This is a genomic window from Cronobacter turicensis, assembly GCF_041222865.1.
Lineage (GTDB): Bacteria > Pseudomonadota > Gammaproteobacteria > Enterobacterales > Enterobacteriaceae > Cronobacter > Cronobacter turicensis.
Window position 1 is genome coordinate 2,720,594 of sequence record NZ_CP165997.1, and the last position, 13,437, is coordinate 2,734,030.

12 protein-coding genes are annotated in these 13,437 nt (G+C 59.6%); 11 read left to right on the forward strand and 1 reads right to left on the reverse strand.

Annotated features, from left to right (window positions below):
- The first annotated feature begins 143 nt into the window (after positions 1-143).
- The 5 genes from ssuE to ssuB are packed head-to-tail and all read left to right on the forward strand — an operon-like array spanning position 144 to position 4,390.
- Positions 144-719: an NADPH-dependent FMN reductase gene (ssuE, locus tag AB8W27_RS13050; protein ID WP_015740747.1), complete on the forward strand. Its 576-nt coding sequence runs from the start codon at positions 144-146 to the stop codon at positions 717-719.
- Entirely contained in the window at positions 712-1,683 is a 972-nt protein-coding gene (locus tag AB8W27_RS13055) for a sulfonate ABC transporter substrate-binding protein (protein WP_041923402.1), read from the forward strand. Before ssuE ends, AB8W27_RS13055 begins: the two co-directional genes overlap by 8 nt.
- The gene (ssuD, locus tag AB8W27_RS13060) at positions 1,680-2,825 is read left to right on the forward strand and encodes an FMNH2-dependent alkanesulfonate monooxygenase (protein WP_015740745.1); all 1,146 of its coding nucleotides are present in this window, start codon (positions 1,680-1,682) and stop codon (positions 2,823-2,825) included. Before AB8W27_RS13055 ends, ssuD begins: the two co-directional genes overlap by 4 nt.
- Positions 2,826-2,834: 9 nt before the next feature.
- Positions 2,835-3,626, forward strand: a complete 792-nt coding sequence (gene ssuC, locus AB8W27_RS13065; RefSeq protein ID WP_015740744.1) for an aliphatic sulfonate ABC transporter permease SsuC — start codon at positions 2,835-2,837, stop codon at positions 3,624-3,626.
- A complete protein-coding gene (gene ssuB / locus AB8W27_RS13070) occupies positions 3,623-4,390 on the forward strand; it encodes an aliphatic sulfonates ABC transporter ATP-binding protein (RefSeq protein WP_015740743.1) in 768 nt (255 codons plus the stop codon). Before ssuC ends, ssuB begins: the two co-directional genes overlap by 4 nt.
- Before the next feature lie 114 nt (positions 4,391-4,504).
- On the opposite strand, the gene pepN is transcribed toward ssuB, so the two are convergent.
- Entirely contained in the window at positions 4,505-7,117 is a 2,613-nt protein-coding gene (pepN, locus tag AB8W27_RS13075; protein ID WP_041923401.1) for an aminopeptidase N, read from the reverse strand.
- Positions 7,118-7,369: 252 nt separating this feature from the next.
- Between pepN and AB8W27_RS13080 the strand changes: the two genes are divergently transcribed.
- The 6 genes from AB8W27_RS13080 to asnS all read left to right on the forward strand — a co-directional run bounded on the left by AB8W27_RS13080 (position 7,370) and on the right by asnS (position 13,214).
- On the forward strand, positions 7,370-8,428 hold the full coding sequence (locus AB8W27_RS13080; protein ID WP_015740741.1) for a catalase family peroxidase: 1,059 nt from the start codon (positions 7,370-7,372) through the stop codon (positions 8,426-8,428).
- A complete protein-coding gene (locus AB8W27_RS13085; protein ID WP_015740740.1) occupies positions 8,425-8,964 on the forward strand; it encodes a cytochrome b in 540 nt (179 codons plus the stop codon). The genes AB8W27_RS13080 and AB8W27_RS13085 overlap by 4 nt, the downstream gene beginning before the upstream one ends.
- A gap of 9 nt (positions 8,965-8,973) precedes the next feature.
- Positions 8,974-9,483, forward strand: coding sequence for a sigma-70 family RNA polymerase sigma factor (locus AB8W27_RS13090; RefSeq protein WP_015740739.1), 510 nt, complete (start codon positions 8,974-8,976; stop codon positions 9,481-9,483).
- A complete protein-coding gene (locus AB8W27_RS13095) occupies positions 9,480-10,217 on the forward strand; it encodes an anti-sigma factor (protein WP_015740738.1) in 738 nt (245 codons plus the stop codon). The genes AB8W27_RS13090 and AB8W27_RS13095 overlap by 4 nt, the downstream gene beginning before the upstream one ends.
- Positions 10,218-10,445: 228 nt before the next feature.
- Positions 10,446-11,648: a nicotinate phosphoribosyltransferase gene (gene pncB, locus AB8W27_RS13100; protein WP_015740736.1), complete on the forward strand. Its 1,203-nt coding sequence runs from the start codon at positions 10,446-10,448 to the stop codon at positions 11,646-11,648.
- 165 nt (positions 11,649-11,813) lie between these two features.
- Complete coding sequence (asnS, locus tag AB8W27_RS13105) at positions 11,814-13,214, forward strand: asparagine--tRNA ligase (RefSeq protein ID WP_041923399.1); 1,401 nt, start codon at positions 11,814-11,816, stop codon at positions 13,212-13,214.
- The last annotated feature ends 223 nt before the right edge of the window (positions 13,215-13,437 follow it).

Sequence of the window (13,437 nt, forward strand, 5' to 3'; positions counted from 1 at the left end):
TTTCCTTTTTCTGCCCGAATATGCGTTTTTCGGCAAAGCATCGCCGATATTTTTAGTTTCTCACGACCAGCCCCTCTGCCACTATCCTCTCATATTGTTATTAATGTTAATTAAAAACCGTATTTTGGTTATAAGGAGGTGGTATGCGGGTTATTTCTCTGGCGGGAAGCCCACGCTTTCCTTCGCGCTCCAGCGCCCTGCTCTCCTGGCTGGCGGGTGAACTCACCCGGCTGGGTGTCGACGTCTGTCACTGGCATATCCAGAATTTCGCGGCAGAGGATCTGCTCTACGCGCGCTTCGACAGCCCGGCACTGCTGACGCTTATTGAACAGCTTCAGCAGGCCGACGGCGTCATCATCGCCACCCCCATCTATAAGGCTTCGTTTTCCGGCGCGCTGAAAACGCTGCTCGATCTGCTGCCCGAGCGGGCGCTGGAGAAAAAAGTCGTACTGCCCATCGCCACCGGCGGCTCGGTGGGCCATCTGCTGGCGCTGGATTACGCGCTCAAACCCGTGCTCAACGCGCTGAAGGCGCAGGAGATCCTGCATGGCGTCTTCGCCGACGACAGCCAGGTGCTGGATTATCACCATCAGCCGCGCTTTTCACCCCTGTTACAAACGCGTCTTGACGACGCGCTGGAGACTTTCTGGCAAGCGCTGACACGCCGCCATCTCGCGACCCCTGCGCCGCAATCCACAAGGAGAACGTTACATGCTTAATCTTTTGCGCCGCCGCGCCGCGCCGCTGCTGGCAGCCAGCCTCACGCTTTTCGCCGCAGGCGTCAACGCCGCTGCGCCGCAGCCGGAAGCGCTGCGCATCGGTTATCAGAAAGGGTCCGTGAGCATGGTGCTGGCGAAAAGCCATCATCTGCTTGAGCAACGTTATCCGCATACCACAATCACCTGGGTGGAATTCCCGGCGGGCCCGCAGCTGCTTGAGGCGTTGAATGTCGGCAGTATCGATCTCGGCAGTACCGGCGACATTCCGCCGATCTTCGCCCAGGCGGCGGGCGCAGACCTGGTCTATATCGGCAGCGAGCCGCCGAAGCCGAAAGCCGAGGTGCTGCTGGTTGCTGAAAACAGCCCGATTAAAAGCGTCGCCGAACTGAAAGGCCATAAAGTTGCGTTCCAGAAAGGCTCCAGCTCGCACAACCTGCTGCTGCGCGCGCTGCAAAAAGCCGGGCTGAAATTTACCGATATTCAGCCGGTGTACCTGACGCCCGCCGATGCGCGCGCCGCGTTTACGCAGGGTAATGTCGACGCCTGGGCTATCTGGGATCCTTACTACTCCGCCGCGCTCATTCAGGGTGGCGTGCGGGTGCTGACCGACGGCACCGATCTCGATCTCACCGGATCGTTCTATCTCGCCTCTCGCCCCTACGCGCAGAAATATGGCGAATTCCTGACCGGCGTGCTGGAGAGCTTCAGCGAAGCGGACGCCCTGACCCGCAGCCAGCGCAAAGCGAGCGTGGCGCTGTTCGCGCAGAGCATCGGGCTGCCGGAGCCGGTGATCGAGCTCTATTTCGATCACCGTCCGCCGACGCGCATCACGCCCGTAAATGAAGAGACGGCCGTGCGCCAGCAGCACACCGCCGATCTGTTTTATGACAACCATCTGGTTCCAGAGAAAGTTGATATCCGCAGCCGCATCTGGTCCGGCGCTACTGAAGGAGCGAAATCATGAGTCTGAATCTGTTCTGGTTTTTACCGACCCACGGCGATGGCCACTATCTCGGTAGCGACGCGGGCGCCCGCCCGGTAGATCACGGTTACCTGCAGCAAATCGCGCAGGCCGCCGACCGTCTTGGATTTACGGGCGTGCTGATCCCGACCGGTCGCTCCTGCGAGGACGCGTGGCTGGTGGCAGCCTCAATGATCCCGGTAACCCAGCGGCTGAAGTTCCTGGTCGCGTTGCGCCCGTCAGTGGTGTCGCCAACCGTGGCGGCGCGTCAGGCGGCGACGCTGGACAGGCTTTCCAACGGCCGCGCGCTCTTTAACCTGGTGACCGGCAGCGATCCGCAGGAGCTCGCTGGTGATGGCGTGTTCCTCGATCACACCGCGCGTTATGAGGCGTCGGCGGAGTTCACCCGCGTCTGGCGCCGTCTGCTTGAAGGCGAAAAGGTCGATTTTGAAGGGAAGCATATTAAGGTGCGCGGCGCGCAACTCTTGTTCCCCCCGGTTCAACAGCCGCGTCCGCCGCTCTACTTCGGCGGCTCGTCCGATGTGGCGCAGGATCTGGCCGCCGAGCAGGTCGATCTCTATCTGACCTGGGGCGAGCCGCCGGAGCAGGTGAAAGAGAAAATAACCCAGGTGCGCGCCAAAGCGGCTGCCCACGGGCGCACGGTACGCTTCGGCATTCGCCTGCATGTGATTGTTCGTGAAACCAGCGAAGAAGCCTGGCAGGCCGCCGACCGACTGATCGCTCATCTCGACGATGACACGATCGCCAAAGCGCAGGCGGCGTTCGCGCGTCAGGATTCGGTCGGCCAGCAGCGCATGGCGGCGCTGCACGGCGGGCGCCGCGACCAGCTTGAGATAAGCCCTAATCTCTGGGCGGGCGTGGGCCTGGTGCGCGGCGGCGCGGGCACGGCCCTGGTGGGCGATGGCCCGACGGTGGCGGCGCGCATTAATGAGTACGCGTCGCTTGGCATCGACAGCTTTATTCTCTCCGGTTATCCGCATCTGGAAGAGGCGTACCGCGTAGGCGAGCTTTTGTTCCCGCATCTCGATGTCGCCATTCCCGATGTGCCGCAGCCTCGCCCGCTCACGGCGCAGGGTGAAGCGGTGGCCAATGAATTTATACCGCGCCGGGTGGCGCAGAGTTAAGGAGGCCGCATGACAAGCGCTTCGCAAAAATGGCTGCAGCGCGCCGCCCCGTGGGTGGTGCCGGTGGGAATTATCGCCGTCTGGCAGCTCGCCTCCCAGGCAGGCTGGCTGTCGACGCGCATTCTGCCGTCGCCGGAAAGCGTGGTGGAAACGTTCTGGCGGCTGACGGCGAGCGGCGAGCTCTGGCAGCATCTGGCGATCAGTAGCTGGCGCGCGATGGTGGGCTTTTCCATCGGCGGTTTGATTGGGCTGGCGCTCGGGCTTATCAGCGGGCTGTCGCGCTGGGGCGAGCGTCTGCTCGACAGCTCCATTCAGATGCTGCGCAACGTGCCGCATCTGGCGCTGATCCCGCTGGTGATTTTGTGGTTCGGCATCGACGAGAGCGCCAAAATTTTTCTGGTAGCGCTCGGCACGCTGTTCCCGATTTATATCAACACCTGGCACGGCATCCGCAATATCGACAGCGGTCTGCTGGAGATGGCGCGCAGCTACGGGCTTTCGGGCTTCAGTCTGTTCCGGCAGGTGATTTTACCAGGCGCCCTGCCCTCGATTATGGTCGGCGTGCGCTTCGCGCTCGGGCTGATGTGGCTGACGCTTATCGTGGCGGAGACGATTTCGGCGAACTCCGGCATTGGCTATCTCGCGATGAACGCGCGCGAATTTTTGCAAACCGACGTGGTGGTGGTGGCGATTATTCTCTACGCCCTGCTCGGCAAACTCGCGGATCTCAGCGCCCGCCTGCTTGAGCGCGTCTGGCTGCGCTGGCACCCCGCTTACCAGACTAAAGAGGCGAACGCATGACGACATCACGACTCAACCAGGGAACGCCGCTGCTGCTGGAAGGCGTGACCAAGCGCTACGGCGAAAAGACTATTCTTAACGCGCTGGATCTGCATGTTCCCGCCGGGCAGTTTGTAGCGGTGGTCGGGCGCAGCGGCGGCGGCAAGAGCACGTTGCTGCGCCTGCTCGCCGGGCTGGAAACGCCAGACGGCGGCGAACTGCGCGCCGGAAACGCGCCGCTTGCCGACGCGCGCGAAGATACCCGGATGATGTTTCAGGATGCGCGACTGCTGCCGTGGAAAAAGGTGCTGGATAATGTCGCGCTGGGGCTTACAGGCGACTGGCAGCCTGCGGCGCGCCGGGCGCTGGAAGAAGTGGGCCTGGCCGACCGCGCGAACGACTGGCCCGCCGCGCTTTCCGGCGGGCAGAAGCAGCGCGTGGCGCTGGCGCGGGCGTTGATTCACCGTCCCGGCCTGCTGCTGCTTGATGAGCCGCTGGGCGCGCTGGATGCCCTCACGCGTCTTGAGATGCAGGAAATGATTGTGTCGCTGTGGCGCGAGCACGGGTTTACGGTGTTGCTGGTGACGCATGACGTGAGTGAGTCGGTGGCGATGGCGGAACGGGTGTTGTTAATCGAAGACGGGAAGATCGGGCTCGATATGGCCGTGGAGTTGCCGCATCCGCGTCATCACGGCACGCCGCGGCTGGCGGAGCTGGAAGCGCGAGTGTTGAACCGGGTGATGCGTAAAGCGCCAGCGCCGGTGCGGGCGGTAAAGGTGGGGTGATTCGTTATCAATAAAAGAAAGGCGGGCGCGCTGCGCTTACCCGCCCTACAAACGCTGACAGGGTGTTATGTAGGGTGGGTAAGCGCAGCGCACCCACCACCCCACATCAGCACATCACGCCAGCGCCTTGCTCACTTTCTCGTACAGATCGCCGGACAGCTTCGGCAGCGCTTTCAACTCCTCCAGCGCCGCGCGCATCAGCGCCTGACGTTTTTCGTCATAACGCTTCAGGCGGATCAGCGGCTCAATCAAGCGCGACGCCACCTGCGGGTTGCGGGTGTTGAGCTCAATAAGCATATCCACCAGGAAACGGTAGCCGCTGCCATCTTCGGCATGGAACGCCGCCGGGTTGTTGGTGGCGAACGCCCCCACCAGCGCACGCACGCGGTTCGGGTTGCCCAGCGTGAAAGCACGGTGCTCCAGCAGCGCGCGGACCTTGCTGACCACCGCTTTCGCCGGACTCATCGCCTGCAACATAAACCACTTATCCATTACCAGACCGTCGTGGTGCCACTTGTCGTCATACTCGGTAAGCAACGTATCGCGGCACGGCAGTTGCGCCGCCACGGCGGCCGCCAGCGCGGCCAGCGCGTCGGTCATGTTGTCCGCGTCGTGATACTGGTTTGAGACCAGCTTGTCCGCCAGCTGCGTATCGCCAAACGCCAGATAATGCAGGCAGGTGTTACGCAGCGCGCGCTTGCCGATATCGGCGTGATCGATACGGTAGCCCGTGAGTTTATGCGCGTTGTAGACCGCCAGCAGTTCATCGGCAAGCTCGGTCGCCAGCGTGCGGGTCAACGCGTCGTGCACCGCCGCGATGGCCTGCGGATCGATGGTCTGGAACAGCTCGGCGATTTCGTTTTGCGACGGCAGCGTCAGGATCTCCGCCGCCAGCGCCGGATCGATGGTCTCGTCAAGCAGGATCGCGCGGAAGGCGTCCGCCACGTGCAGCGGCAGCGACAGCGGCTGTTGCTGCTGATAGCGCGCGACGTTGAGCTTGATATGCGTGGCCAGCAGGCTCTGCGCCGCATCCCAGCGCGAGAAATCGTTACGCGCATGGCGCATCAGGAACGTTAACTGCTGGTCGCTCCATTTATATTCCAGCTTCACCGGCGCGGAGAATTCGCGCAGCAGCGACGGCACCGGCTGGAAGTAAACATTATCAAAGACGAACGTCTGCTCCGCCTGCGTCAGATTCAGCACATGGTGCACCGGATGACCGTCTTTTTGCAGCGGAATCACCTTGCCTTCGTTGTCATACAGCTCGATATCGAACGGAATATGCAACGGCAGTTTTTCCGGCTGGTCCGCCGTCGGCGGCGTGCGCTGGCTTAATGTCAGCGTGTACTGCTCGGTCTGCGGGTTGTAATCATCCTGCACGGTGACAATCGGCGTGCCGGACTGGCTGTACCAGCGGCGGAAATGCGAGAGGTCGACATTCGACGCGTCTTCCATCGCCTGTACGAAATCGTCGCAGGTCGCGGCGCTACCGTCGTGACGCTCGAAATAGAGCTGCATCCCTTTCTGGAAATTCGCTTCGCCTAGCAGCGTATGCAGCATGCGGATCACTTCGGAGCCCTTCTCATACACGGTCAGGGTGTAGAAGTTGTTCATCTCGATGACCATGTCCGGGCGAATCGGGTGCGCCATCGGGCTTGCGTCTTCGGCGAACTGCATCGCGCGCATGGTACGCACGTTGCTGATGCGGTTGACCGCGCGGGAGCCGAGATCGGAGCTGAACTCCTGATCGCGAAAGACCGTCAGCCCTTCTTTCAGGCTCAACTGGAACCAGTCGCGGCAGGTGACGCGGTTGCCGGTCCAGTTGTGGAAATATTCGTGGCCGATAACGCGCTCAATGTTGAGATAGTCTTTATCCGTCGCGGTTTCAGCGCGCGCCAGCACGAATTTGGAGTTAAAGACGTTAAGCCCTTTGTTCTCCATCGCGCCCATGTTGAAGAAATCCACCGCGACAATCATATAGATGTCGAGATCGTACTCCAGACCGAAGCGCTCTTCGTCCCACTTCATGGAATTTTTCAGCGAGGTCATCGCCCAGCCGGCGCGGTCCAGATTGCCGCGGTCCACATAGAGCTCCAGCGCCACATCGCGGCCGGAACGGGTGGTGAAAGTATCGCGCAGCACGTCGAAATCGCCCGCCACCAGCGCAAACAGGTAGCACGGTTTCGGGAACGGATCTTCCCACTGCATCCAGTGGCGGCCATCGTCCAGCTCGCCCTGCGCCATGCGGTTGCCATTGGAGAGCAAATAGGGGTATTTCGCTTTATCGGCGACGATTTTGGTGGTGAAGCGCGCCAGCACGTCCGGACGGTCCAGATACCAGGTGATATGGCGGAACCCTTCGGCTTCGCACTGGGTGCAGAGCGCCTCGCCTGACTGATACAGGCCTTCCAGCGCGGTGTTCGCCGCCGGGTTGATGTCGTTGACGATTTTAAGCGTGAAGCGCTCCGGCAGGTTTTCCAGCACCAGCGCGCCCTCTTCCAGGCGGTGATGCGTCCAGGGTTGTCCATCCACCTCGACCGAAATCAGGGTAAGGTCTTCGCCATCCAGACGCAGCGGCGCGTTTTCCGCCACGCGGCGGTTGATCTGACTGACAGCGGTGACCCGCGTTCTGGCGGCGTCGAGGTCGAAGGTCAGATCAATGTCGGTAATCAGGTAATCCGGCGCACGGTAATCGTGGCGGTATTTTGCTTGTGGCTGTTGAGTCATAAAAAACCTTATCCAGGGTCCGTATGGTTACGACTCCAGTCTATTCCTGTTGCGTTAATGTTGCCACGCAGAATCTTTCACTTTTCAGCGGCTACCGCGCAGATTGTTACCTTTTTCGAACAGGGAGAATGCCGGGTGGAATAGTGCTATCAGTCAGGTTGCGCGCACCACGCATAAAAATTTTCCGGCGACGGGAATAAACCGTCGACGTGTTCGTCTTATGGGCTCTTAACACACACATGAGCCTGTAACATGTCGCACTCCACGCTTTCACGCCGGCAAATGCTGGCGCGCCTCGCCCTGATTGGCGCCGTTCCGCTGGCGCTAATACTACTGTTTTTATGGGCAGGAGGCTGGCTGTCGCCGCAGCGTCTCTCCGCCGATAAGCTTATTGGCGCGCTGGAGCAATCCGGCGGAAAACATCCTGGCTTTCGCCGCAACCATGCCAAAGGGGTCTGTGTGGTGGGCACGTTTACTTCCAGCGGCGACGCCAGCGTGATTTCCCGCGCCGCGCTTTTTGCGCCGGGAGTGACGACGCCGGTGACGGGACGATTCGCGATTGCCGGCGGTAACCCGCAGGCGCCCGACTATGCCGTGCCTGTGCGCAGTATGGCGCTACAGTTCCAGCTCGCCGATGGGGAACAGTGGCGCACAGGGATGAATGCGATTCCGTTTTTCCCGGTCGCGACGGCGCAGGGCTTTTATGACCAGCAGGTCGCATCGCGCCCCGACCCGTCGACCGGAAAACCCGATCCGGCCAGGATCAAAGCGCTGATTCAGCACCATCCTGAAATTGCGCCCTTCATGAGCTGGGCGAAGCACTATGTTCCCTCTTCCAGCTGGGGCAGCGACCGGTTTAATAGCCTTAACGCCTTTTTCTTTGTCGATAAAGCGGATACCCGACATCTGGTTCGCTGGAGTATGGTGCCGCAGATGCCGCGCCAACCGATAACCGGGGCGCAGAAAACGGATAAACAGTTTCTGCAGGAAGATTTACAGCAACGTCTTGCCCGCGCGCCGCTAAAGTGGGATTTGATTATCACAGTAGCCAGTGCGGGCGATCCGCAGGACGACGCCTCCCGCGCCTGGCCCGTGGACCGGAAGACGATAAATGCCGGAACGCTGACGGTCGATCGCGCCGTACCGCAACTGCCGGGAGCCTGTAATGACATTAATTACGATCCCTTGATCCTGCCGGATGGCATAGCCGCATCCGACGATCCGCTCCTCAATGCGCGTTCCGCGGCCTATGCCAAATCTTACAATCTGCGCACCCGCGAGCAGTCTGAACCGTCAGGGCACTCATTATGAAACAGGTTAGGCATTTTCATCCCGCGCTGCGGGCGCTGCACTGGCTGATGGCTGTCGCCATACTGGCTATGCTGTTTACTGGCGTGGCGATGGTGTCCACGGTATCGTCACTGCATGCGCTGCTGGTCGCTTTGCATAAACCGCTGGGGCTGATGATTCTGCTGCTGGTACTGGTGCGTTTATGGTTACGCTTCTTTACCGCCACACCCCGGTTGCCGCGATCGATTCCCGGCTGGCAGCGCGCGCTCGCGCATCTCTCGCACGGGGTGTTATATGCGCTGATGCTGGCTCAACCGCTGATTGGCTGGGCAATGCTGTCGGCGGCAGGCTACCCGGTTACCCTGGGCGCCGGCATCGTTTTACCGCCACTGGTATCGGTGAATAATGATCTCTATGCATTGTTACGCCCGCTGCATTCCCTCGTCGCCCTGCTGCTGTTGGTGACTATCATGGGCCATCTGGCGGCAGCGTTACTGCATGCGCTGATACTGCGTGACGGTGTGTTTGAGAGTATGAGCGGACAGCGCAAACCCTGAGAGGCGGCCGTGTCAAATCTGACTGATGATGAAATCCGGGAGATGATGCCGCATTTGCAGCGATTCGCACTGTGGCTGACCCGCAACCCGCACAGTGCCGACGACCTGGTGCAGAGCTGTCTGATGAAAGCCCTGACCCACCGGGCGCCGCGTGACCGTGAGCAGAGTTTGCGCGCCTGGTTGTTTTCTGTGCTGTATCGACAGTTTATTGACGGGGAGCGCCGCCGCAAACGCTACCACGCGATTCTGGCGTTTTTCACGGGCGAGGAGCTACCGGGGCCTTCTGTCGAAGCGATGGCCATCGCCGACGATACGCTGGCGTTGTTTGCCACGCTGCCGACGGAGTACCGCGCGGTATTGTTACTGGTGAGTGTGGAAGCCCTTACCTATAAAGAGGCTGCTGTGGCACTGAATATTCCGCCCGGCACCGTTATGTCCCGTCTTTCCCGGGCGCGTAAAATGTTACATGAGAAATCGGAAGGTAAAGTGAGTCAGATGTCACTCAGGAGGCTGAAATGACCCCCGATGAAGCGCAGTTGCACGCCTGGATGGATGGCGAGCTTGATGAGGCGACGGCGCAGCAGGTTGAACGCTATCTGGCGGAAAACCCGCAGGTCGCCGGGAAAATGGCCGCGTTCCGTGATGAAACGCAGCATTTACGCCATGCCATGAACCGGCAGCCGCTGCATATGACCAGCATCGAACCGCACTCTTTTCATCGCCGCGTGCGCGAGCAGCGGCAAAGAAAGCTGGCGCGGGTCTGTCTGTTGGTGCTGTCGCTTAGCGTCGGCGGCATTACCGGATGGCAACTGAAGGAGGCGCAACTGTCAGCGCCATTGCCCATGGAAGACGCCGTACAGGCCTATAAGCTATTTGGCGATGAGGCAACCCTCCCGCTCGACATGAACGCCAGTCAACATGCAGAGCTGGCAGGCTGGGTGACGCGTAACTTTATTCACGGCGCGCTGCCGCCCAATCTTGAACGCTATGGCTTTAAGCCGCTCGGCGCCCGACTCATGGCGACGGCTCAAGGGCCTGCCGCCGTGGTGATGTACCAGGATCCTCGCGGTATCCGTGTCGCCTGGTATATCCGACCGCTTAGCCCGGTGAAAATATCGCAGGGGGAACGTAAAGCCGACGATGTGATGGCGCAGTACTGGAGCGATGAACACTATAACTATGCCATGGTCACACCGCTTAATCCGCCTGAAGCGGGCAATGTGCGCAAAGCGCTCTCTCCGAAACTGAGTTAGCGTCTTTGCTGGCACTGGCGACCCGGCCTGAAACAAGCCGTTCCCTGAAGGGGTCAGCATGCCGTTTGCTACATTTAAGTAACATGCGGCACAAATTGCCCTCGACCCGCCTCGTCGGTTGTGTTGTGATCCTGCTTCAATAAACCGATAATCAGGGTATACTCCTGCGTCTTTATCTGCTTATGCCACTGATAGATACGCGCCTGTGAGAGGATGCCAGTTCGCACCATGACACAATACGCTTCCCCCCTATTGCAAACGCTGCTGGATACGGACGCCTATAAGCTGCATATGCAGCAGGCGGTTTTTCATCACTATTATGACGTGCATGTCGCAGCGGAATTTCGCTGCCGGGGTGACGATCTGCTGGGCATCTATGCTGACGCGATTCGCGAACAGGTCGATGCCATGCAGCATCTGGCGCTCTCTGACGCGGAGTATCAGTGGCTCTCCGGCCTGCCGTTTTTCCGGGCCGACTATCTGCAGTGGCTGAAAACGTTCCGTTATGATCCGACGCAGGTGCAGATCCGCAACGACGGCGGCAAACTGGACATCCGCTTAAGCGGTCCGTGGCGCGAAGTGATCATGTGGGAAGTGCCGCTGCTGGCCGTGATCAGCGAGCTGGTGCACCGCTACCGCACCCCGGAGGCGAGCGTCGATCAGGCGCTGGCGCATCTTGAAGTTAAACTCGATGATTTCCACGCCATGACCGACGGGCTGGATTTAAGCGCTTTCCGTCTGATGGATTTCGGCACCCGCCGTCGCTTCTCGCGCGATGTCCAGCAGGCGATTGTTGAACGCCTTAAGCTGGAACCGTGGTTTATTGGCACCAGCAACTACGATCTCGCCCGCCGTCTCTCCCTGACGCCGATGGGCACGCAGGCGCATGAATGGTTCCAGGCGCATCAGCAAATCAGCCCCGATCTCGCGAACAGCCAGATTGCGGCATTGCAGGCATGGCTTGACGAATATCCGGATATGCTCGGCATTGCGCTGACCGACTGCATTACGATGGACGCCTTCCTGCGCGATTTCGGCCCGGAATTCGCGGGCCGTTATCAGGGCCTGCGCCACGACTCCGGCGACCCGGTGCAGTGGGGCGAGAAAGCCATCGCGCACTATCAGCAGCTCGGCATCGATCCGCTCAGTAAGACGCTGATTTTTTCCGATAACCTCGATTTCGCGAAAGCGATTGAGCTTTATCGCCACTTCGCCGACCGCGTGAAGCTGGGCTTTGGCATCGGCACCCGTCTGACCTGCGATATCCCGCACGTGAAGCCGCTCAATATCGTGATTAAGCTCGTTGAATGTAATGGCCGCCCGGTGGCGAAGCTCTCCGACAGCCCCGGCAAAACGATTTGTCACGATAAGGCGTTTGTGCGCGCGCTGCGTAAAGCGTTCGACCTTCCGCTGGTGCGTAAAGCAAGCTGATGTTTTCCCAGAGGGAGCCGCGCGCTCCCTGCTTTTTCCTGCCCTTTCCGATTTCTTTTTCCCGCACCGCGAATTCTGCTTGTCTGATGGCGTATGCCAGGTAACATAGATATCCCCCGTCGGGGTGGAAAATGTTATTTTTGACCATTAACCAGAGAGAAAATTATGAGCGTTGTGCCTGTAGCCGACGTACTCCAGGGCCGCGTTGCCGTTGACAGTGAAGTCACCGTGCGCGGGTGGGTGCGTACCCGAAGAGATTCAAAAGCTGGCATCTCCTTCCTCGCCGTTTATGACGGTTCCTGCTTTGATCCGATACAGGCTGTCATTAATAATTCTCTGCCCAATTATAATGAAGAGGTTTTGCACCTCACGACGGGCTGCTCAGTTATCGTCACCGGCAAAGTGGTTGAATCCCCGGGCGAAGGCCAGAGCTTCGAACTGCAGGCCACGCAGGTTGAAGTGACCGGCTGGGTGGACGATCCGGATACCTACCCGATGGCGGCCAAGCGCCACAGCATCGAGTATCTGCGTGAAGTGGCGCATCTGCGTCCGCGCACCAACCTGATTGGCGCCGTGGCACGCGTACGCCACACGCTGGCGCAGGCGCTGCACCGTTTCTTCCACGAGCAGGGCTTCTTCTGGGTCTCCACGCCGCTTATCACCGCGTCTGATACCGAAGGCGCGGGTGAAATGTTCCGCGTGTCGACGCTGGATCTGGAAAACCTGCCGCGCGACGATCAGGGTAAAATCGATTTCGACAAAGACTTTTTCGGCAAAGAAGCGTTCCTGACCGTTTCCGGTCAGTTGAACGGCGAAACCTACGCCTGCGCGCTGTCGAAAGTCTATACCTTCGGCCCGACCTTCCGCGCTGAAAACTCCAACACCAGCCGCCACCTCGCGGAGTTCTGGATGCTGGAGCCGGAAGTGGCGTTCGCTAACCTGAACGACGTGGCGGGCCTCGCGGAAGCGATGCTGAAATATGTCTTCAAAGCGGTGCTGGATGAACGCATGGACGACATGAAGTTCTTCGCCGAGCGCGTGGATAAAGAAGCCATCGACCGTCTGGAGCGTTTCATCTCCGCAGACTTCGCGCAGGTGGACTACACCGACGCGGTCGCCATTCTGGAGAAAAGCGGCGAGAAATTCGAGAACCCGGTTTACTGGGGCGTAGATCTGGCATCCGAGCATGAACGCTATCTCGCCGAGAAACACTTCAAAGCGCCGGTGGTAGTGAAAAACTACCCGAAAGACATCAAGGCGTTCTATATGCGCCTTAACGAAGATGGCAAAACCGTGGCGGCGATGGACGTCCTCGCGCCGGGCATCGGTGAAATCATCGGCGGCTCCCAGCGTGAAGAGCGTCTCGACGTGCTGGATGCGCGCATGGAAGAAATGGGCCTTAATAAAGAAGACTACTGGTGGTATCGCGACCTGCGCCGTTACGGCACCGTGCCGCACGCCGGTTTTGGTCTCGGCTTTGAACGTCTGATCGCCTACGTAACCGGCGTTCAGAACGTGCGCGACGTTATCCCCTTCCCGCGTACCCCGCGCAACGCGAACTTCTAATCCTCAGAGGGGCCAGCTTGCTGGCCCTTTTTTCTGCCAGCCTCTTATTGTTCATTTTTTATTACGGTTTCGATGACTTTTGCCGTGTATAAAAATTCATCAATTATCTAATGGCTTTTTTTGACGCCGCTTCGCTATAGCATATTTGTACACAACTTCCACAGACTTCTGGACTTCCATCCATCCCATCCTGAAAAAAACATCTGCTGCTTACAATTGTATA